The 18,501-nt window shown below is 70.8% G+C and carries 19 protein-coding genes; 12 read left to right on the forward strand and 7 right to left on the reverse strand.

All coding sequences use genetic code 11. The features are described from left to right. Nucleotides 1-24: 24 nt before the first annotated feature. On the reverse strand, nucleotides 25-1,236 hold the full coding sequence (locus tag AB2L57_RS05120) for an integrase (RefSeq protein WP_409046856.1): 1,212 nt from the start codon (nucleotides 1,234-1,236) through the stop codon (nucleotides 25-27). Between the two features lie 118 nt (nucleotides 1,237-1,354). Here AB2L57_RS05120 and AB2L57_RS05125 point away from each other — a divergent pair, with 118 nt between their 5' ends. The 4 genes from AB2L57_RS05125 to AB2L57_RS05140 all read left to right on the forward strand — a co-directional run bounded on the left by AB2L57_RS05125 (nucleotide 1,355) and on the right by AB2L57_RS05140 (nucleotide 4,746). Next, nucleotides 1,355-1,645 carry a hypothetical protein gene (locus AB2L57_RS05125; RefSeq protein ID WP_292812809.1) on the forward strand — a complete coding sequence of 97 codons (291 nt, stop codon included), beginning with the start codon at nucleotides 1,355-1,357 and terminating at the stop codon, nucleotides 1,643-1,645. A gap of 187 nt (nucleotides 1,646-1,832) precedes the next feature. Beyond that, complete coding sequence (locus AB2L57_RS05130; protein ID WP_292812811.1) at nucleotides 1,833-2,438, forward strand: FABP family protein; 606 nt, start codon at nucleotides 1,833-1,835, stop codon at nucleotides 2,436-2,438. Next, the gene (locus tag AB2L57_RS05135) at nucleotides 2,438-3,556 is read left to right on the forward strand and encodes a folate-binding protein YgfZ (protein ID WP_292812813.1); all 1,119 of its coding nucleotides are present in this window, start codon (nucleotides 2,438-2,440) and stop codon (nucleotides 3,554-3,556) included. Before AB2L57_RS05130 ends, AB2L57_RS05135 begins: the two co-directional genes overlap by 1 nt. Continuing rightward, the gene (locus AB2L57_RS05140) at nucleotides 3,553-4,746 is read left to right on the forward strand and encodes an aromatic acid exporter family protein (RefSeq protein WP_292812816.1); all 1,194 of its coding nucleotides are present in this window, start codon (nucleotides 3,553-3,555) and stop codon (nucleotides 4,744-4,746) included. Before AB2L57_RS05135 ends, AB2L57_RS05140 begins: the two co-directional genes overlap by 4 nt. 7 nt (nucleotides 4,747-4,753) lie before the next feature. Here AB2L57_RS05140 and AB2L57_RS05145 read toward each other — a convergent pair whose 3' ends face one another. After that, complete coding sequence (locus AB2L57_RS05145; protein ID WP_292812818.1) at nucleotides 4,754-5,593, reverse strand: class I SAM-dependent methyltransferase; 840 nt, start codon at nucleotides 5,591-5,593, stop codon at nucleotides 4,754-4,756. Nucleotides 5,594-5,643: 50 nt separating this feature from the next. On the opposite strand from AB2L57_RS05145, the gene AB2L57_RS05150 reads away from it, so the two are divergent. Further along, nucleotides 5,644-6,396 carry a phosphoglyceromutase gene (locus AB2L57_RS05150; protein WP_292812821.1) on the forward strand — a complete coding sequence of 251 codons (753 nt, stop codon included), beginning with the start codon at nucleotides 5,644-5,646 and terminating at the stop codon, nucleotides 6,394-6,396. A gap of 64 nt (nucleotides 6,397-6,460) precedes the next feature. Here AB2L57_RS05150 and phoU read toward each other — a convergent pair whose 3' ends face one another. After that, nucleotides 6,461-7,120: a phosphate signaling complex protein PhoU gene (phoU, locus tag AB2L57_RS05155; RefSeq protein ID WP_292815688.1), complete on the reverse strand. Its 660-nt coding sequence runs from the start codon at nucleotides 7,118-7,120 to the stop codon at nucleotides 6,461-6,463. 168 nt (nucleotides 7,121-7,288) lie between these two features. On the opposite strand from phoU, the gene AB2L57_RS05160 reads away from it, so the two are divergent. Beyond that, nucleotides 7,289-8,566 (forward strand): cell wall metabolism sensor histidine kinase WalK, encoded by a 1,278-nt coding sequence (locus AB2L57_RS05160; protein ID WP_292815695.1) that lies wholly within the window; start codon nucleotides 7,289-7,291, stop codon nucleotides 8,564-8,566. After that, nucleotides 8,563-9,246 (forward strand): response regulator transcription factor, encoded by a 684-nt coding sequence (locus AB2L57_RS05165; RefSeq protein ID WP_292815691.1) that lies wholly within the window; start codon nucleotides 8,563-8,565, stop codon nucleotides 9,244-9,246. Before AB2L57_RS05160 ends, AB2L57_RS05165 begins: the two co-directional genes overlap by 4 nt. Before the next feature lie 135 nt (nucleotides 9,247-9,381). Here AB2L57_RS05165 and AB2L57_RS05170 read toward each other — a convergent pair whose 3' ends face one another. Beyond that, nucleotides 9,382-10,842, reverse strand: coding sequence for a DUF222 domain-containing protein (locus AB2L57_RS05170; protein ID WP_409048233.1), 1,461 nt, complete (start codon nucleotides 10,840-10,842; stop codon nucleotides 9,382-9,384). A gap of 359 nt (nucleotides 10,843-11,201) precedes the next feature. Beyond that, nucleotides 11,202-11,702, reverse strand: coding sequence for a DNA modification methylase (locus AB2L57_RS05175; protein ID WP_409048234.1), 501 nt, complete (start codon nucleotides 11,700-11,702; stop codon nucleotides 11,202-11,204). A gap of 133 nt (nucleotides 11,703-11,835) precedes the next feature. On the opposite strand from AB2L57_RS05175, the gene AB2L57_RS05180 reads away from it, so the two are divergent. Together AB2L57_RS05180 and ispD are read left to right on the forward strand one after the other, a co-directional pair. Further along, on the forward strand, nucleotides 11,836-12,318 hold the full coding sequence (locus AB2L57_RS05180; protein ID WP_292813880.1) for a CarD family transcriptional regulator: 483 nt from the start codon (nucleotides 11,836-11,838) through the stop codon (nucleotides 12,316-12,318). A 9-nt stretch (nucleotides 12,319-12,327) separates the two neighbouring features. Then, nucleotides 12,328-13,572: a 2-C-methyl-D-erythritol 4-phosphate cytidylyltransferase gene (gene ispD, locus AB2L57_RS05185; RefSeq protein ID WP_292813883.1), complete on the forward strand. Its 1,245-nt coding sequence runs from the start codon at nucleotides 12,328-12,330 to the stop codon at nucleotides 13,570-13,572. Between the two features lie 235 nt (nucleotides 13,573-13,807). On the opposite strand, the gene AB2L57_RS05190 is transcribed toward ispD, so the two are convergent. Together AB2L57_RS05190 and AB2L57_RS05195 are read right to left on the reverse strand one after the other, a co-directional pair. After that, nucleotides 13,808-14,296, reverse strand: coding sequence for a GNAT family N-acetyltransferase (locus AB2L57_RS05190; RefSeq protein WP_409048235.1), 489 nt, complete (start codon nucleotides 14,294-14,296; stop codon nucleotides 13,808-13,810). Between the two features lie 5 nt (nucleotides 14,297-14,301). After that, nucleotides 14,302-15,237, reverse strand: coding sequence for an EamA family transporter (locus AB2L57_RS05195; RefSeq protein WP_292813888.1), 936 nt, complete (start codon nucleotides 15,235-15,237; stop codon nucleotides 14,302-14,304). Between the two features lie 91 nt (nucleotides 15,238-15,328). Between AB2L57_RS05195 and cysS the strand changes: the two genes are divergently transcribed. The 3 genes from cysS to AB2L57_RS05210 all read left to right on the forward strand — a co-directional run bounded on the left by cysS (nucleotide 15,329) and on the right by AB2L57_RS05210 (nucleotide 18,455). Continuing rightward, entirely contained in the window at nucleotides 15,329-16,759 is a 1,431-nt protein-coding gene (cysS, locus tag AB2L57_RS05200) for a cysteine--tRNA ligase (protein ID WP_292813889.1), read from the forward strand. Beyond that, nucleotides 16,752-17,747: a 23S rRNA (guanosine(2251)-2'-O)-methyltransferase RlmB gene (gene rlmB / locus AB2L57_RS05205; protein ID WP_292813892.1), complete on the forward strand. Its 996-nt coding sequence runs from the start codon at nucleotides 16,752-16,754 to the stop codon at nucleotides 17,745-17,747. Before cysS ends, rlmB begins: the two co-directional genes overlap by 8 nt. 66 nt (nucleotides 17,748-17,813) lie before the next feature. Continuing rightward, nucleotides 17,814-18,455, forward strand: coding sequence for an NAD(P)-dependent oxidoreductase (locus tag AB2L57_RS05210; protein ID WP_292813895.1), 642 nt, complete (start codon nucleotides 17,814-17,816; stop codon nucleotides 18,453-18,455). Nucleotides 18,456-18,501: the final 46 nt, after the last annotated feature.

The raw sequence follows: 18,501 nt of genomic DNA on the forward strand, positions 1-18,501 counted from the left end.
CCTCACGTGAAATGTCCGCGTAGCTCAGGCGGCGGGGCGGGTGCCCTGGGTGCGGGCGGCGGCGAGTTCGATGAGTTGTTGCTGGATCTGGTTGATCCGTCGGGTGATCCGTGCCGGGTTCAGCTTCGCATGCTCGCGCTCCAGTCGGGCGCGGGTCTTCTCGTCGAGCACACCGGCGTCGAGCAACCGCTGGTAGGGGGTACGTGGCTTGTCGTAGACGCGCTTCTTCCGGCCGGCTGCGGTGTGGGTCCAGTCGATCGCTTTCACGCAGGGCAGCAGATGGTTCTTGCGGGCCATCACGAAATCCCAGAGCTCGTTGAGCAGGGTCATCTCCGCCTCGGTCTCGTAGCGGTAGCGGAACGCGTGTTTGCGGACCCAGTCGCCGTTGCGTTGCTCGACGTGCGCGTTGTCGTTGTGCTTGTAGGGACGCCCCCGGGTGACGGGGATCTCCTTCTTGTCCGCCCAGGCGATCACGCCCCAGTTCATGAACTCGGATCCGTTGTCGAAGTCGAGCCCGGCGACCGGGACGGGCGCGTTCTTCACCATCCATTCCAGGGCGCCGTGCACGTGCACGTAGGCGTTGTTGCGGATCGTGCGCAGCATCGTCCACCCCGCGACCGGGTCGGTGCCGGTCAGGGTGCGCAGGAACTCGCCTTTGAGGGAGTGGCCGCAGTGCGCGACGGTGTCCAGCTCCAGGAACCCCGGGACGGTCAGCGGGGCGTCCATGCTGGTGCGCGTCGGGATCGAAGAGCGCAGGATGTGGGACGGCTTCGTGCCCGAGACCGCGACCGGGTAGGCGGCGTCCTTGTGCGGTTTCAGGTACCGGTCGATCGTCGCGGCGCTCATCGATCGCAACTCGTCCAGCACCTCCGGTGTGACCCGCTGCTCGACCTTGCCGAGCTCACGGAAGCGGACGAGGCGTTCGAGGGTGTCGTCCATGATCGCCGCGAAGTACTTTCCCGACGGCTGCCCGGACAGCCGCCAGACTTCTTGCAGCACCACGAGCGCATCGTAGGAGTACTTCCGCTCACGCGGCTTACGCTGCTGATCGCGCGCGGCACCTTTGCGTGCGTTCGCGGCACGGATCGCGCGGCGCGCGTGATCACGCGTCCAGCCTGTCGCGTGCACAAGCTCGTCCAGCAGCCGGCCCTTCTCTTCCTTGCCTGCTTTCGCATACTCGCGGGCGAACTTCTTCGTGATCTCACGGCGCGCCGCCATCGACAACTCCCTGCTCATCACCCCAGGGAACTACGCGGACATTCCTACGTGAGGCACGCGCAGCCCTTCCCGGACCTTTTAGCTGAGTCTCGTCGACGGGTCGCGCGGCCGGCGCTCCGTGGGGGAGGATGAGGGCATGACGGTACCCGAGCTCGCCCCCCGCCCCACATTCGCGGGCATCGTGGCGGTCTGGGTCGTCGCGCTCGTCGCGGGGGTCGCGATCGCCGTCTTCGTGCCCTTCGAGGTGCGGGCCGTATGGTTCGCCCTCGCCCTGGCCGGCTCGCTCATCCTCGCCTTCGCCATCCAGCTCGTGTACGGACGCTCGGTGGGATTCATCGAGCGCGTGGGCGCCAGCATCCTGGGTGCCCTGCTGGTGCTCGGCCTGGTGTCGGCCGCCGTCGGCCTCGCCGCGATCATCCCCGAGTGACCGTGCTCCTCTTGCGCGCGTCGCACTAAGGTGGGTGGTATGGACCTCGTCGCACTCGAACTCTTCTTCGTGGGTCTGCTGGGCCTGGCGTCGCTCGCGATCGCGTTCGTCTCAGGCGTGGTGATCCTCAACCTCTACCGCGGCCAGCGCTGAGCTGCGCCGCAGTGTCGAACCTGCCGGAGGCACGGTGCTGAACCTGCCCGCGGATCTGCCCGCAGACCTCGTTCCCCTCTCGTGGCTCGTGGGTGTCTGGGAGGGCACCGGCGTCATCGACTACGAGGCGGCCGGACGCACGTACGCCGGCGAGTTCTCGCATCGCGTGAGCTTCAGCCATGACGGCGGCGACTATCTCAACTATTCGGCGACCGCATGGATCCAGGGAGTGGACGGCGCCCCCGACCGGCGGCTCGTCGCCGAGATGGGGTTCTGGCGCCTGTCGCGTCCCCTCGGGCATGCGGACCCGGGGCCCGGGCTGCTGCCCGCGCTCGAGACGGCGGCGCCCCGCACTGCCGACGACGTCGAGCGGCTGCGCACCGCCGAGGGCGGATTCGAGATCGAAGCCGTGATCGTGCACGCCGACGCCGTCTCCGAGCTCTATCTGGGGCAGGTCCGCGGACCGCGCATCGACCTGGCGACCGACGCCGTCGTGCGTCCCGCCGGGGCGAAATCCTACGCGGCGGCGACCCGCATGTACGGTCTCGTCGACGGGCATCTGCTCTGGGCGTGGGACATCGCGGCGCTCGGCCAGAAGCTCGGCGCCCACGCGTCGGCCCGCCTGGCGAGGGCAGACTGATGGCCTCGCCGCTGCTGACTCTGCCCGGCGCCGTCACCGACGAGCAGAGCACCGCCCCCGCGCACTACGGCAACCCGCTCGGCGAGCAGCGCCAGCTCGCCGAAGGGCGGGCGCTCGTGCACCTCGGCGACCGCGCGGTGCTCGAGGTCGCAGGCGCCGACCGCCTGACGTGGCTCGACACCATCACCTCGCAGCGCCTGACGGGGCTTGCCGCAGGGCATGGCACCGAGCTTCTCGTGCTCGACCCGCACGGACACGTCGAGCACGCGGCCGCCGTGGTCGACGACGGCGAGACGGCCTGGCTGATCGTCGACGCCGACGATGTCGCGGGGCTCGGCGCCTGGCTTCGCCGCATGGTCTTCCGCGCGGCCGTGACGATCACCGATCGCCCCGACCTCGTCGTGATCGGTCGCTCGGGCCCCGACGCATCGCCGGCTCGGGATGCCGTCGCTACGGCCGCCGCGGGAGCGCCCGCGCCTGCGTGGACCGATCCGTGGACGGGGGTCGAGCTCGGCGGGCATCAGTACGCGCCCGCAGCCGACCACCCCGGCGCGCACCGCGCGTGGGTCGAGACGATCCTCCCCGAGGAGGCGCTGCCGGCCCTCGCCGACGCCGTGCGTGCCGGCGCCGTCGCCCCGGCCGGTCTGCTGGCAGCCGAGGCCCTGCGCATCGCCGCCTGGCGACCCCGATGGGCCGCCGAGCTGGACGAGCGCACGCTTCCGCACGAGCTCGACTGGCTGCGCACGGCGGTGCACCTGAACAAGGGGTGCTACCGCGGCCAGGAGACGGTCGCCAAGGTGCACAATCTCGGGCACCCCCCGCGGCGCCTGGTCTTCCTGCACCTCGACGGCAGCGATTCGGTGCTTCCCGCGCGGGGCGCGCACGTGCTGCGTGACGACGCAGTCGTCGGCCGGATCACGTCGGCGGCGCTGCACCACGAGCTGGGTCCCATCGCGCTGGCGGTCGTCAAGCGCACCCTTCCCCCCGATGCGGCCGTCGTCATCGCGGTGGAGGACGAGCGGATCGCGGCCGCGCAGGAGGTCATCGTGCCTCCCGAGGCGGGGGCCGCAGCATCCGTGCCCCGCCTGCCGCGGTTGTCGTCCCGCGCCCGCGCGTGAGCGGGCCCCGGGGCGGCTCCGACGCCGAGGACGACGCCCCCGAGCCCGACGATCGTCGCTCGGCGGCGCGAGCACCGCGGCCCGATTCGACCCCGATGACCGTGGCCGTGCCGGTGCGCATGCGCGACCGGTTCGACCCGCGGCCCGGCATCGAGCGGCTGCGCGGCTCGGCGTTCGCCATCCTTCAGATCGTCACGGCCGCCACCGGTGCCTACACGTTCGCGTACTTCGTGCTCGGCCACACCGCGCCGCTGCTGGCCGCCACAGTGACGGTCTCGAGTCTGGGGCTCGTGCGCGATGCCCGTCCGCGTCGCGTCCTCGAGACCGTGACCGGGATGCTGGTGGGCATCCTGATCGCCGAGCTGATCATGCTCGGGCTCGGCGACGGGTGGTGGCAGCTGGGACTCACCCTGTTGCTCACACTGACCATCGGCCGCTTTCTCTCTCCGCAGCCGGCCTTCGCGATCGCGGCCTCGATCCAGTCCGCGATCGTGCTGATCCTGCCCGCCACCGGTGCCTCCTTCCCGTTCGGGCGGCTGCTGGACGGGCTCCTCGGCGGGGCGGCCGCGCTCCTGGTCACCGCGCTCATCCCGCGCAATCCGCGGTTCGAAGCCGCGCGCGAGGTGCGCCGTCTCTACGCCTCGATCGACGACGCCGTCGACACCCTCGCCCAGGGCCTGCGCCGGGGCAGCCGTATGCGCACCGAGCGCGGGCTCGAGAAGGCACGGGCACTGGATCCCGCCGTGCGGGCGTGGCGCGAGACGCTCGACTCGTCGGTGGCGATCGCGCGCATCTCGCCGTGGCTGCGCCGGCGGCGGTCCGACCTCGCGCGCAGCGAACGCATCCTTGCGGGCACGGATCTTGCGGTGCGCAACCTGCGCGTGATCGCGCGCCGCGCGGTGTACGTGGCCGACGACGGCGCCCCGCGCCCGGCTGTGGCCGACCTGCTGCAGGGGCTCGGGCGGGGGATCGCCCTCGTCGGCGCGTCGATCGACGACATCTCGCTCGAGCCCGTCGCGCGCGAGAGCGTGCTCGGTATCGCCCACCACCTCGATCCACGCGAGGTCGCCCCGGACGCCTCGCTCGGCGACCAGAACCTCATCGCCGCTCTGCGTCCCCTCGCCGTCGACCTGCTCGTGGCGGCCGGTATGCCGCGCGACGAGGCGCGGCGGCAGGTGCCGCGCATCTGACGCCGCCTCAGCGTGGCGCGACGGCCGACCAGGGGAGGGTGAGTTCGCCCAGTCGCCACCGTGCCCTGGTGCCGAGCACCGGCATCCCGTCGTCTTTCAGCCCCTCGACGGTCGCGATGAAGCGCTGACGCGCCCCGAACGCGCCCGCGGGCGCCGCGCGGGCCCACGCGCGATCCATCGCCGCGAGCACGTCGTGCACGCGTTCTCCGGCGACATTGCGGTGGATGAGTGCCTTCGGCAGTCGCTCGGCGACGATCCCGGGGGTCTCGAGCCCGGTGAGGCGCAGCGAGATCGTGAGGCGCAGCGGGGTGCCGTCCGCGTCGACGTCGATCCACGAGCCGACGCGGCCCAGTTCGTCGCACGTGCCCTCCACGAGCAGACCGCCGGGGGCGAGGCGGGCGGCGCTCAGCGCCCAGGCGGCGGCGACTTGACCCTCGTTGTACTGGCGCAGCACGTTCATGGCGCGGATCATCGTCGGACGGCGTCCGTTCTCGAGCGGGATCTCGAATCCGCCGACCCCGAAGGACACCCGCGCGTCGGCCGCGAACGTCGTCTCGCCCGCACGCACGCGCTCCATCTGAGCGCTCGCCCGCGCCACGCGCTCGGGCGAGATCTCGAGCCCCACGACCTCGACGTCGGGGCGATGCTTTCGCAATCGCGCGTGCAGCTCCAGCGCGGTGACGCCGCTCGCCCCGTAGCCGAGGTCGACGACGAGCGGATCGGCCGCGCGGCGCAGCGTCGGCAACGTGGCGAGGTAGCGGTCGTTGCGCCGCAGCCGGTTCGCTCCCGTCGTGCCACGGGTCGCCTGGCCGACGGGCCCGCGGGTGGGGGAGCGACGCGGTGTCATGCCTCCATGATGGCGGCACGGCGTTTGCCGGGCGTCGATATCATGGCCCCATGACCGCGCCCCATACCCTGATCCTGCTCCGCCACGGCCAGAGCGAATGGAACGAACTGAATCTCTTCACCGGCTGGGTGGACGTGCGTCTGACCGAGCTCGGCAAGTCCGAGGCCACGCGCGGCGGTGAGCTGCTCGCCGAGTCGGGACTCCTGCCCGACGTGCTGCACACGTCGGTGCTGAGCCGGGCGATCCAGACCGCCGACCTCGCCCTCGACGCCGCCGACCGCCTGTGGATCCCGGTCAAGCGCTCCTGGCGCCTGAACGAGCGTCACTACGGGGCGCTCCAGGGCAAGGACAAGGCGCAGACGCTCGCGGAGTTCGGCCAGGAACAGTTCATGCTGTGGCGCCGTTCGTTCGACGTGCCGCCGCCCGTGCTGGCCGATGACGACGAGTACAGCCAGGTGAACGACCCCCGCTATGTCGGGATCGACGGGGAGATCCCCCGCACCGAATCGCTCAAGCTCGTCATCGACCGCATGCTGCCTTACTGGCACAGCGACATCGCCCCCGACCTCAAGGCCGGCAAGACGGTGCTCGTCACGGCGCACGGAAACTCGCTGCGCGGCCTCGTCAAGCACCTCGAGGGCATCAGCGACGACGACATCTCCGAGCTCAACATCCCCACCGGCATCCCGCTGGTCTACCGTCTCGACGAGAACCTCGAGCCGCTCGGACCGGGCGAGTACCTCGACCCCGAGGCCGCTGCGGCGGGTGCTGCCGCCGTTGCCGCGCAGGGCGCCAAGCACTGACCCCGTGACGACGAAGGGAGCGGATGCCTGGGCCCAGGCATCCGCTCCCTTCTTTCGTTGGTGACTACTCGGTGTCGGGGCTGGTCGTCCAGTCGCCGGTGGCGAGATAGACCACCTTCTTGGCGACCGACTCGGCATGGTCGCCGAAACGTTCGTGGTAGCGGCTCGCGAGCGTGGCGTCGACGGTGGCCATCGCCTCGCCCTGCCAGTTCTCGCCGAGGACCTTCTCGAAGACCGAGACGTGCAGCTCGTCGAGCTTGTCATCGAGGTTGCGCAGCTGTTCGGCGATCGTGATGTCCTGCGTGCGCAGCAGCTCCGCGAGCAGGCGGGCCATCTCGACGTCGATCTGTCCCATGCTCGTGAACGTGCTCTTGAGACCCTTGGGGATCGCGCGCTCGGGGAACCGGTAGCGGGTGAGCTGCGCGATGTGTTCGGCGATGTCGCCCATGCGCTCGAGCGACGCCGACATGCGCAGCGCGCTGACGACGATGCGCAGGTCGCGCGCGACGGGCTGCTGGCGGGCGAGGATCTCGATGGCGAGTTCGTCGAGGGCGATGGCCTTCTCGTCGATGACGGCGTCGGCCTCGATGACCTGCTCGGCGAGCGAGACGTCGCTCGTGCCGAAGGCCTGTGTGGCGTGCTCGATGGCGATCGCGACGAGCTCGGAGATCTCGACGAGACGCGCCTGCACATCCTCGAGCGACTGGTGGAAGACTTCGCGCACGGTGTGATCCCTTTCCCGGCAGACGGACACGGCGCCGCACAACCTCCGCGATCATCCCGAGCGAAGGTTAACGATTGGTGCCTGAGCGGTGAATACTACCGGCGCGCCGACGGGGGCAGAGGGGGCTTGCGCGATCGGCGCGAGTCCGTGACCGTACGCTGGGGTCTTATGGACCCCGTGCAGATCGCGCTCCTTGCGCTGCTGGGAGGAGTCGTCATCGGCGTCGGTCTGACGGCGATGATCTTCACCGCCCTCCGTATCGCGCAGCGCGCCGAGGCGGCGGCGTCGGCGATCGTGCCCGACGGCGTGCTTCAGGTGCTCGATGCGATGGAGGGTGCCGCGTCGGTCGTGGATGCCTCCCTCACGGTGGTCGCCGCATCGCCCGCCGCGCCGAGTTTCGGGATGTCGTCGGGCGAGGTCGTCACGGTCGAGGACCTCCGCGCGCTGGTGCGTGCGTCGCGGGCGTCGGGGCAGCCGCAGACGTCGCGTTTCCGCATGCGTCGTGCGGCGGGAGGGTCCGGCTCCCTCGCGACGGAGGGACGTCTGGTGTCGGCGCGCGCGGCGGCGCTCGATGGCACGCACGTGCTGCTCGTGGTCGACGACGTGACCGAGCAGGAGCGTCTCGAGCAGATGCGCTACGACTTCGTCGCCAACACCAGTCACGAGCTGAAGACGCCGGTCGGAGCCGTGAGTCTGCTCTCGGAGGCCATCGAGTCCGCCGCCGACGACCCGCCGCAGGTCCGCGTCTTCGCGGCCCGACTGCAGGCGGAGGCGGCGCGCCTGACGCGTCTGACCGGCCGCATCATGGATCTTTCGCGGCTGCAGTCCGCCGACGAGCTGCCCGAGCCTCGCGACGTGTCGATCGACGAGGTCGTCGCCGCCTCGGTCGAAGCCCACGCGGTGCAGGCCGACTCGGCGGGCGTGAGTCTTGTTCGCGGCGGCGATCGCGGTGCGGTCGTGCGCGGCGATCCGACGATGCTCATCGAAGCGGTCGGCAATCTGATCGCCAACGCCATCGCCTACTCGCCGCGCGGCGGTCGCGTGGGGGTGGGTGTGCGCGCCGACGACACGATCGTCGAGATCGCGGTGGCCGATCAGGGCATCGGCATCGCCGAGAGTGATCAGCAGCGCATCTTCGAGCGCTTCTATCGCGCCGATGGTGCACGCTCGCGCCGCACCGGCGGCACCGGGCTGGGCCTCGCGATCGTCAAGCATGCCGTGCAGCGTCACGGCGGTGAGGTTCGGGTGTGGTCGCGGCCGGGCCGGGGGTCGACGTTCACGATCCGGCTGCCGCGCATCGCCGCCGAGAGTCATCCCGAGAAAGCCAAACGCCGCCGTCGCGGCGCCGACCCGCTCGCCCGCAAACGACGCCAGGCCGCACCGTCGCGACCGGCCGCTGGCGGCACGACACGCACGACCACCACCGAGGGAGAAGCAACGACATGACCCGGGTTCTGCTCGTCGAGGACGAGCCCGATCTCGCCGATCCTCTCGCCTATTTGATGCGGCGCGAGGGCTATGACGTGGAGATCGCCGAGGACGGTCCCGCGGCGATCACGTCGTTCGAGGAGCACGGCTGCGACATCGTGCTGCTGGATCTGATGCTGCCCGGCATGCCCGGCACGGAGGTGTGCCGGCGCATCCGTCAGACCTCCGCGGTGCCGATCATCATGGTGACGGCCAAGGATTCCGAGGTCGACATCGTCGTGGGGCTGGAGCTCGGTGCCGATGACTACGTCACCAAGCCCTACTCCTCGCGTGAGCTGCTCGCGCGCATGCGTGCGGTTCTGCGGCGGACCGCTGAGCCCGAGGTCGATCTCGAGGACCACATCCTCACGGGGGGCCGGGTCACGCTCGACATCGACCGGCACGCGGTGTCGGTCGATGGCGCCGAGATCAGCATGCCGCTCAAGGAGTTCGAGCTGCTCGAGGTGCTCATGCGCAACGCGGGGCGCGTGCTCACGCGTGGGCAGCTGATCGATCGCGTGTGGGGGAGCGACTACTTCGGCGACACGAAGACGCTCGACGTCCACATCAAGCGCATCCGCTCCCGCATCGAGCGCACGCCCAGCGAGCCGTCGATGCTGGTGACCGTGCGCGGGCTCGGCTACCGCTTCGAGTCCTGAACGTGGCACGGTCGCTTCGGCAGCATCGCTGACGGCGTGGGCGGTGCTGGCGGTGCTGGGCCCCTGGCGGTGCTGGGCCCCTGGCGGGGCCGGGGTGGCTGGGGTCGGAGCTGGCTGGCGCGTCCGAGGTCGGGATCAGAAGGGTGCGTCCTCAAGGTCGGGCACGAATCCGATGGTGACCGGTGGTGGGGTGTCGATGTAGTGGAGTCCGCCGGGTGATATCCACTCGATCACCCCGCCCGGATGATGTTTCACCCGCCAGGGCGTCTCACCCTTCAGAGTGTGATGTCGTCGACACAGCGCGCAGAGGTTTCTGTGGTCGGTGGCTCCGCCGAGGGCGAAGTCTTGGCCGTGGTCGACGTCGCAGCGGTGGGTGGGCATGCGGCAGCCCGGGAATCTGCAGTGCGGATCCCTCACCCTCAAATGTCGGGTCAAGTCCGCCGAACGCGTGTACCTGTCGACGGCAAGGACTCCGCCGGTGATCGGATCAGCCAGCACCCGTTCCCATCCCGGTACCGAGGCGGCGAGTATTCGTGCGGTGTCGAGGTCGATCGGCGCCCGCCCCACCAGCTCCGCGGGGTCATCCGTCACCCCAGCGAGTGCGAGGGCGGGGACGGTGACGTTGACCGTCGCGCGGATCGACGCGAGCTCACCGTGCCCGTCACCGAGCCCTTCACCGGTCTCGGTGTCGATGCGGTGGGTGAGGACCATCTCCATGAGCACGTCGGCACGCACCTGATCCAGCGTCCGAGAATCCACCGGGGCTTCGCACTCGGCGTCGGACTCCTCATCAGCCCCGGCATCCGCGGCTTCAGCCGCGCCCGCGTCCGCGGCTTGAGCCGCGTCCGTGTCTTGGGCGGCGTGTGCGGTGTTGAGGACGTCGCGGGCGATGTGGGTGATCATGTCGTGGATGCCGTGCACGGGCACCGCCGGGCCCCGGAGGAGGAGTTCGGTCATGCCGTCGGCGACGTCCTGCACCCACACCCCGCGTCCTTCCCGCGCGGTCTTGTGGCGCTCGGCGAACGTCGTCGGCTGCACCTGCTCCACGAGCCGCGCGAGCTGCGGTCCGAGCCGCCCGGGCGTGGTGGACGCGGCCCGCTCCAAAGCCTCGACCTCGAACGAGGCCCGAATCTTCGGGTCGGTGAGTTTCACCCCGTGTTCGACGATCGCCCGCACATGCCCGACCGACACGACACCCGCGGCCAGCGCCTCAAACGACGCCGCGAAGCGCGTCACGAGGGTGTGGGCGTCGTTCATCCGCCGCTGTACCGACCGGTCGGGTTGCCGTGCACACGCCCCCAGCTCCGCAGCGAGGGCCCGTAGCGGAAGTTCGGCTTCGCGGCCAGCGCTGCGGGGGATCTCCGCGACCCGCTCCAAACCCACCGCCTGCGCCTCAGCCAGCACCGCCATGACCTCAGCTTCGGCCGAGGCCACCCCTGCCACCGCGGCCGCGTACTTCGCCGCAAGGGCCGCCGCGACAGCATCCACACCGTCGACGCCAACGCCCTCGACGTCAACGTCAGCGTCCACGCCGACGGCGCTGTCGACACGATCGACGTTGTCGTCGGGTGCGTCGCCGCCCGGTCTGGTGTTCATATTCGAACTCTAAGCGGATCCTCCGACATTGACCGTCGAAGCTATGTACTTCCGACGCCCCGCGGCGAGATACTTAGTGAGAATGCTTTCATCTAGGGCGCGTGACGGGTATGCGCCGCCCTTCGACGAGCTCAGGGCGCGTAGCACGGGCTCACGGGGGCCCTTCGACAAGCTCAGGGCGCGCCACGCACGGCCACCCGTCGAGGACGTCAGGATGTGAAGCGGGGCCCGCGTTCACGGTGACACTATCTGGCCTCGAAGAGCCCCGCCGCAGAGACTTGGATCCGGGGTACCGAAGGGCGAGGGTCGGTCACCGCCTTCGTCAAGCTCGCGGCGCAGCGGCACGCTCCGAGCAGTCCCTACGGGACGAAGGGCGCCAGGTACTCGACCGATCCGTCGAGCACTGGAACCTGGATGAGCTCGCCCTCGGCATCGCCGGACTGGAAGTAGATCGGCAGCGTCGCGCCCGGAGGTGTGTCGATGCCCTCGAGCAGAATTGGCTCGCCGCCGTCCACGCGCCCCTCGGCCGTCTCGGAATCCGCGTCCGGGTCCATGCCCAGGCTGATGCTGCTCATGGCGGGGATGCGCAGAGTCTCGGTCGAGGACGACCCCTCGAACTCGATGCTGACCGTCTGGGCCTCGTCGCTCTCGTTGGTGAAGGCGGCGATGAGGTTGCCGTCCTCACCGTCCTCCGAGACGACGACCGCGTTGCTGACGACCACGGAGCCCGTCGTGGCGCCCGCGCCCTCGGCGGGGTTGTACTCGATCGTGGTGGCCTGCGGGGCGAGCATCGCGCATCCCGACGTGCCGACCATGACGGCGGCGATGAGGGCCAGGGGTGCAAGCCGACGGGATTTCACGGGTCCTCCAGGGAGATGACGGGCGTTCATTGCATTCTAGGGCGTCGCACGGGCGGACCCTCGGACCGTGCTCGGCGAACCTTAGCGTATGGCCCCTGTGGTATTCTGTTGGTTGCCGAAAGGACATAACTGCATGCTTTTTGAGGTTGGCGAAACGGTCGTTTACCCGCACCACGGGGCGGCCACCATCGCCGAAGTGAAGACTCGGATCATCAAGGGCGAAGAGAAGATCTATCTCAAGCTCAGGGTGACGCAGGGTGATCTGACCATCGAGGTTCCGGCCGACAACGTCGACCTCGTCGGAGTTCGCGATGTGATCGGCAAGGAGGGTCTCGAGCGCGTCTTCGAGGTGCTGCGCGCCCCGTTCACCGAAGAGCCCACGAACTGGTCGCGTCGGTACAAGGCGAATCTCGAGAAGCTCGCCTCCGGCGATGTGATCAAGGTCAGCGAGGTCGTGCGCGACCTGTGGCGCCGCGATCAGGACCGCGGTCTGTCGGCGGGTGAGAAGCGGATGCTGGCCAAGGCCCGGCAGATCCTCATCTCCGAGCTCGCCCTTGCAGAGAAGACCGACGAGGAGCGCGCGAGCGTCGTCCTCGACGAGGTCCTCGCCAGCTAGGCTCCCGGCGTGAGCATCACGCCATCGCCGCGCGTCGGCATCATCGTCGTCGCCGCCGGATCGGGCACCCGACTCGGCGCGGGCGAACCCAAAGCGCTCGTCGGCATCGACGGCAGCAGCATCCTGCATCACGCCCTTCGGCGAGTGCTTCGGGCCCCGTCCGCGCAGATCGTCATCGTCGCACCATCCGGGCGCGAGGGTGACGCGCTGACCGAGGCGCTTGCCGTCGCCGACGCGATGGATGCCGTCACCCCGCCTCCTTCGGGGCGCCGGCGGGATCTGGTGCATGTCGTCGTCGGGGGCGCGACGCGTCAGGAGTCCGTCGCCGCGGGCCTCGCGGCCCTGTGGGCCGACGTCGAGGTCGTGCTCGTGCACGACGCGGCCCGCGCGCTGACACCGCCGGCGGTGTTCGAGAGGGTCGTCGCGGCGGTCGAGGAGACAGCATCCGGCGTCGTCCCGGTGTTGCCCGTCATCGACACGCTCAAGCGCGTCGAGGGCACCGCGGTCGTCGAGGCCGTCGATCGCGAGCCGCTCGCGGCCGCACAGACACCGCAGGGCTTCCCGCGCGCGATGCTCGTGGCGGCATATCGCGCCGCGACGCGCGAGTACACAGACGACACCGCGCTCGTGGCGGCACAGGGCCACGCCGTCTCGACGGTCGAGGGCGACGCGCGGGCGTTCAAGATCACGACGCCCGCGGACCTCGAGCGGGCGCGGGCGCTGGTGACGGATGCCGAGCCCGGAGCCGAGCCGGAGCCGCCCGTTGCGCTGGAGGCCGCTATCGCTGCGCCGCGCGTGGGTATCGGCACCGACGTGCACGGTTTCGGGGGCGAGGGCGATCTGTGGCTGGCGGGGCTTCGCTGGCCAGGCGAGCAGGCGCTGTCGGGTCACTCCGACGGCGATGCCGTGGCGCACGCGATCGTCGACGCGGTGCTCTCGGCAGCCGGTCTCGGCGACATCGGCACGCACTTCGGCACATCCCGTCCCGAGTTCACCGGCGCGCATGCCGAGGCGTTCCTCGCCCGCACGCGTGCGCTCGTCGGCGAGGCGGGCTGGCGCATCGGCAACGTGACGGTGCAGGTGCAGGCCAACCGGCCACGCTTCGCGGGGCGTCGCGCGGAGGCCGAGCAGGTGCTCTCGGCCGCCCTCGGCGCGCCGGTCGCGGTGTCGGCGACGACCACCGACGGGCTGGGCTTCACGGGTCGGGGCGAGGGTGTCGCGGCGTTCGCCGTGGCGCTGCTGCTGCCCGTCTGACCTGACCTGACCTGACCGCTCGCCGTCGCTGCCCGGTCAGTACCCGCACCGGCGTGACGCCGCCGCCGTCGCTTGCGGCGCCTGCGATCGCCAGCACCCCGAACCCACATTTTTGCAGCGAGCCACCATGCGACGAGTGTGGGCTCGCTGCAAAAATGTGGGTTCGCCGCCGCGGCGCGCCGGGCGCGCCGGTCGCGCGGGTCGCGCGGGCCGCGCCGGACGGAAGGGGCCCGCGTCAGCGCTGAGCGATATCGAGCGTCATGAACACCGAGAACGGGTCCTCGACGTACGGCGGGAAGGGCCCGCAGGTGACAAACCCCTCGCTCGCGTAGAGCCGGCCGGCGGGTTCGAACGAGTCCGGCGACCCGGTTTCGAGCCAGAGGCTGCTCAGCCCCGCGACACGCGCGGCGGCAATCGCGTGGCGCAGCAGCGCGCGCCCGACACCGCGCCCCAGAAATCGATCATCGACGCGCATGGACTTGAGCTCGCCGCGCTCGTCGTCGAGGCGTTTCAGCGCGGCCACGCCGGCGAGCTCAGCCCCATACCACGCCGACCACACCCGCATCCCGGGCCCCGTCAGGGCGTCGATGCCCAGCGCGTGCACGCTCTCCGGCGGCGAGTCCTCGTGCATCCCGGCGAGGTGACGCGCGATGAGGGCTCGGGTCGCCGAACCCGTCAGGTCGTCGTCGCGGATCTCGAGCGGGGCGTCGTGTGCGTGCGGCATGGCGCTCACGCCTCCACGGCGAAGGGCTTCGGGTCCCGGGGCGTCCGCGAGCCCCACGCGAGGGCGGCCAGGCCCGCGGCGAGCACGATCAGCCCCGCGATCGCCAGGGCGCTGAGCCGCTCGCCGAGAACGCTCAGACCCAGGATGCTGGCGGTCAGCGGTTCGCCGAGCGTCAGCGTCGCGGCGGTCGCCGCCGTGAGCCCGTTCAGGCCCCAGGTGAACAGCACGTAGGCGATCGATATCGTCGCAAGGCCCAGCCACAGGGCCATCACGAGGCCGGCCGGCTCGCCGAGCCAGCGGAGGTCGACGAAGGGCAGGACGAGAGCGGACAGGCCCGCAGAGCTCGCCCCCATCGCCCCGACGACCGTGAAGGGATCCCAGCCCGCGTCGAGCAGCCGGCGCTGCGCGTTGGCGATGATCGCGAACGTCGCGCCCGCCCCGACCGACCCCGCGATGCCCAGCATGTCGGTGCCCCCGGTGCCCCCGGCATCCGCGCCTCCGCCGAACCCGAGCAGCACTACCCCGGCCGTGGCGAGACCGGTCGCGACCATCCAGGTGGCGCTCGGCATGCGGCGGGTGAGGGCCCATTCGAGCAGTCCCGCGAGGATGGGGGCCGAGCCCAGGGCGATCACGGTGCCCACGGCGACGCCGTTGCGGTCCGTGCCGAGGAAGAAGAGCGGCTGGTAGAGCGCGAGGCACAGGCCCGTGAGCACCATCAGGAGGATCGGCTCACGCCCGAGCCGGGGGTTGGGCGCGGCGCGGCCGCGCCGATGCGCGCGTGCCGCGAGCGCGAAGGCGAACACCGCGAGCCCCGTGCCCCCGACGACGAGACGCACTGCGCCGATCGACAGCGGAGTCGTGCCGTCGGGGCCGAGTGCCTGAGAGGTGCCCGTGGTGCCGAAGAGCATCGCGGCGGCGAGGACGGCGAGGGCGGAGATCACCTCTCAGTTCTATCGCGTCGCGACCGCTGCGCCCGCCGCGTCCGCTGCGCGATCCCCCGGGCGGCGGGGGCCGCACGGGTAGGCTGTGCGGGTGACTGTGCGGCTCTACGACACCAAGGCGCAGGCCCTGCGCGAGTTCGTGCCGCTCGACGCGTCGAAGGTGACGATGTACGTCTGCGGCCCGACCGTCCAGTCCGGCCCGCACATCGGCCATGTCCGCGCGGCGCTGAGCTTCGACATCCTGCGACGCTGGCTCGCTCACCGTTTCGGGCGGGTGACTCTCGTGCGCAACGTCACCGACATCGACGACAAGGTGCTGCAGAACGCGACCGACGACGAGCCGTGGTGGGCGCTGGCCTATCGCATGGAGCGCGAGTTCACCGCCGCCTACAGCGCGATCGGGATCCTGGCCCCCACGTACGAGCCGCGTGCGACGGCGTCGATCCCGCAGATGCAGTGGCTCATCGAGCGACTGATCGAGCGCGGGCACGCCTACCCCGACCCCGCCGGCTCGGGCGACGTGTACTTCGACGTGCGGTCGTGGTCGTCGTACGGCACGCTGACCAATCAGTCGCCGGACGCGATGGAGGCGGCCGAGGACGCCGATCCGCGCGGCAAGCGCGACCCGCGCGACTTCGCGCTCTGGAAGGGTGCGAAGGCCGGTGAGCCCGAGAGTGCGGTGTGGGATTCGGCGTGGGGTCCGGGACGCCCCGGCTGGCACATCGAGTGCTCGGCGATGTCGCGCCGGTATCTGGGACCGGACTTCGACATCCACGGCGGCGGACTCGACCTGCGTTTTCCGCACCACGAAAACGAGCTGGCGCAGTCGACGGCGGCCGGCGACGGGTTCGCGCGGTACTGGGTGCACAACGGCCTGGTCACCGTCGACGGTCAGAAGATGTCGAAGTCGCTCGGCAATTTTGTGCTCGCCGAGGACGTTCTCGAGCGCCACGATCCGATCGTCGTGCGGTATGCGCTGGCCGCGGCGCACTACCGATCGACGCTCGACCTCTCCGAGCGTTCGTACGAAGAGGCCCGAGCGGCCCTCGAGCGCATCGAGGGGTTTCAGCAGCGCTACCTGCGCGCGGTCCCCGCCGACGAAGAACTCTCATTCGCGTGGTTCCGTGGCCAAGCCCTTCCCGAGGCCTTCGCCGAGGCCATGGACGACGATCTCGGCGTGCCCCAGGCGCTCGCGGTCCTCCACGAGACGGTGCGGGAGGGCAACGCCGCGCTCGACCGGGGCGATCGGGATGCTGCCGCGACGGCGTGGACGCGCGTCCACGCGATGCTGGACGTGCTGGGCATCGACCCCCGGCAGTCCCGTCGCCGCACGGATGACGCGGCGCAGCGGATGGATGCGGCGCTCGACGCGCTCGTGCAGACGATGATCACGCAGCGTGCCGAAGCGCGCGCCGCGAAGGACTGGGCGGGGGCCGACCGCATCCGCGACGCGATCGCGGCGGCCGGCATCGCTCTCGAAGACGGTCCCGAGGGGACCCATTGGAGTGTTCAGAATGGCTAAACCAGCACGCCCGGGCGCAGGCAAGGGCAAGAAGAAGGGGCCGCTGAAGGGTACCGGCGGTCTCGGCCGCAAGGCCCTCGAGGGCAAGGGGCCCACGCCCAAGGCCGAGGATCGCAGCTGGCACGTCGCCGGCAAGCGCAAGGCCGCGGCCGAGCGGTACGCCGCGGCGGGAGGCCGGGGAAAGCCGCCGCAGAAGCCGGGTTCCAGCGGGCGCCCGCGCGCGAAGAAGGACGACGACACCGAGGTGGTCACCGGCCGCAACTCGGTGCTGGAGGCGCTGCGCGCGAAGATCCCGGCGACGGCGTTCTACATCGCCCAGCGGGTGGAGATGGACGACCGCGTGAAGGAGATGCTCTCGATCGCGACGCACCGCGACATCCCGGTGCTCGAGGTCACCCGCCCCGAGCTCGACCGCATGGCCGGATTCGACGGTGTGCACCAGGGCGTCGCGGTCAAGGTGCCACCGTACGAGTACGCGCATCCGCACGATCTGCTCGAGAAGGTGATCGGCGAGGGGCGAGTGCCGCTCTTCGTCGCCCTCGACGGCATCACCGACCCGCGCAACCTCGGCGCCATCATCCGCTCGACCGGTGCGTTCGGCGGCGACGGCGTGATCGTGCCGCAGCGACGGTCTGCGAGCGTCAACAGCGCCGCCTGGAAGACGAGCGCCGGCGCCGCCGCCCGCATCCCGGTCGCGGTCGCCCCCAACCTCACCTCGACGCTCAAGGACTTCAAGCGCCAGGGGGTCTTCGTGCTGGGCCTGGACGGCGGCGGAGACGTCTCTCTTCCCGCGCTCGAGCTCGCCGACCGGCCGGTCGTCATCGTCGTCGGCAGCGAGGGCAAGGGGCTCTCGCGTCTCGTCACCGAGACGTGCGACCAGATCGTGTCGATCCCCATCGAGGCGGCGACCGAGTCCCTCAACGCCGGCATCGCCGCATCCGTCGCCCTGTACCAGGTGTCGACGATCCGCGCCGCCGCCGCGGGCTGAACGATCGGGAATGCGCCCGCGCGGGCGCGCCTTGTCTCTGACGAACCCCACGCGAGAGGAACAGACGTGACACGTATCGCCGTCATCGGAGGAACCGGCTACGCCGGCAGCCACATCATCGACGAGGCGGTGCGCCGCGGTCACACCGCCGTGTCGGTCGCCCGCACGGTGCCCGCCGAGCGCGCCCCCGGCGCGACCTACATCGAGGGCACCCTGCTCGATGTGCCGAGCCTCGTCGCAGAGCTCGAGGGCGTGGATGTCGTCGTGGTGTCCGTGCCCGCCCGCGGCGACATGCTCGGCAAGGTGCGTCCCAACGTCGCCGAGCTGCTGCGGGAACTGCCTTCGTCTGTGCGGGTGGGTGTGATCGGCGGCGCCGGCGGCAGCCTCGTCGCGCCCGGTGGCCCGCGCGTGATCGACACTCCCGGGTTCACCGAGGAGTACAAGCCCGAGGCGTTCGAGGCCATCGGCGTGCTCGAGGACCTCCAGACGCAGCCGCACGGCCACGACTGGTTCTTCATCCACCCGGCCGGCGGCTTCGGGGCTTGGAACCCGGGGGAGCGCACGGGCACGTACCGCGACGGGGGCGAGGTCATCGTGACCGACGACGCCGGCGAGTCGTTCATCTCGGGTGCCGACCTCGCGGTCGCGGTGATCGACGAGATCGAGACGCCGAAGCACTCGCGCGAGCGATTCACCGTCGGGTACTGAGCCGACCCGCGGGACCGTCCCGGTGCACGGCTCGGTCCCGCGTATG

This window comes from Microbacterium sp. HA-8, assembly GCF_046111165.1.
Lineage (GTDB): Bacteria > Actinomycetota > Actinomycetes > Actinomycetales > Microbacteriaceae > Microbacterium.

What these genes read in the sequence shown, in the direction of transcription:
- AB2L57_RS05120 (WP_409046856.1), bottom strand. Translation starts at nt 1,236, where the DNA reads ATGAGCAGGGAGTTGTCGATGGCGGCGCGCCGTGAGATCACGAAGAAG.
- AB2L57_RS05125 (WP_292812809.1), top strand. Translation starts at nt 1,355, where the DNA reads ATGACGGTACCCGAGCTCGCCCCCCGCCCCACATTCGCGGGCATCGTG.
- AB2L57_RS05135 (WP_292812813.1), top strand. Translation starts at nt 2,438, where the DNA reads ATGGCCTCGCCGCTGCTGACTCTGCCCGGCGCCGTCACCGACGAGCAG.
- AB2L57_RS05145 (WP_292812818.1), bottom strand. Translation starts at nt 5,593, where the DNA reads ATGACACCGCGTCGCTCCCCCACCCGCGGGCCCGTCGGCCAGGCGACC.
- AB2L57_RS05150 (WP_292812821.1), top strand. Translation starts at nt 5,644, where the DNA reads ATGACCGCGCCCCATACCCTGATCCTGCTCCGCCACGGCCAGAGCGAA.
- AB2L57_RS05160 (WP_292815695.1), top strand. Translation starts at nt 7,289, where the DNA reads ATGGACCCCGTGCAGATCGCGCTCCTTGCGCTGCTGGGAGGAGTCGTC.
- AB2L57_RS05165 (WP_292815691.1), top strand. Translation starts at nt 8,563, where the DNA reads ATGACCCGGGTTCTGCTCGTCGAGGACGAGCCCGATCTCGCCGATCCT.
- AB2L57_RS05170 (WP_409048233.1), bottom strand. Translation starts at nt 10,842, where the DNA reads ATGAACACCAGACCGGGCGGCGACGCACCCGACGACAACGTCGATCGT.
- AB2L57_RS05180 (WP_292813880.1), top strand. Translation starts at nt 11,836, where the DNA reads ATGCTTTTTGAGGTTGGCGAAACGGTCGTTTACCCGCACCACGGGGCG.
- AB2L57_RS05190 (WP_409048235.1), bottom strand. Translation starts at nt 14,296, where the DNA reads ATGCCGCACGCACACGACGCCCCGCTCGAGATCCGCGACGACGACCTG.
- rlmB (WP_292813892.1), top strand. Translation starts at nt 16,752, where the DNA reads ATGGCTAAACCAGCACGCCCGGGCGCAGGCAAGGGCAAGAAGAAGGGG.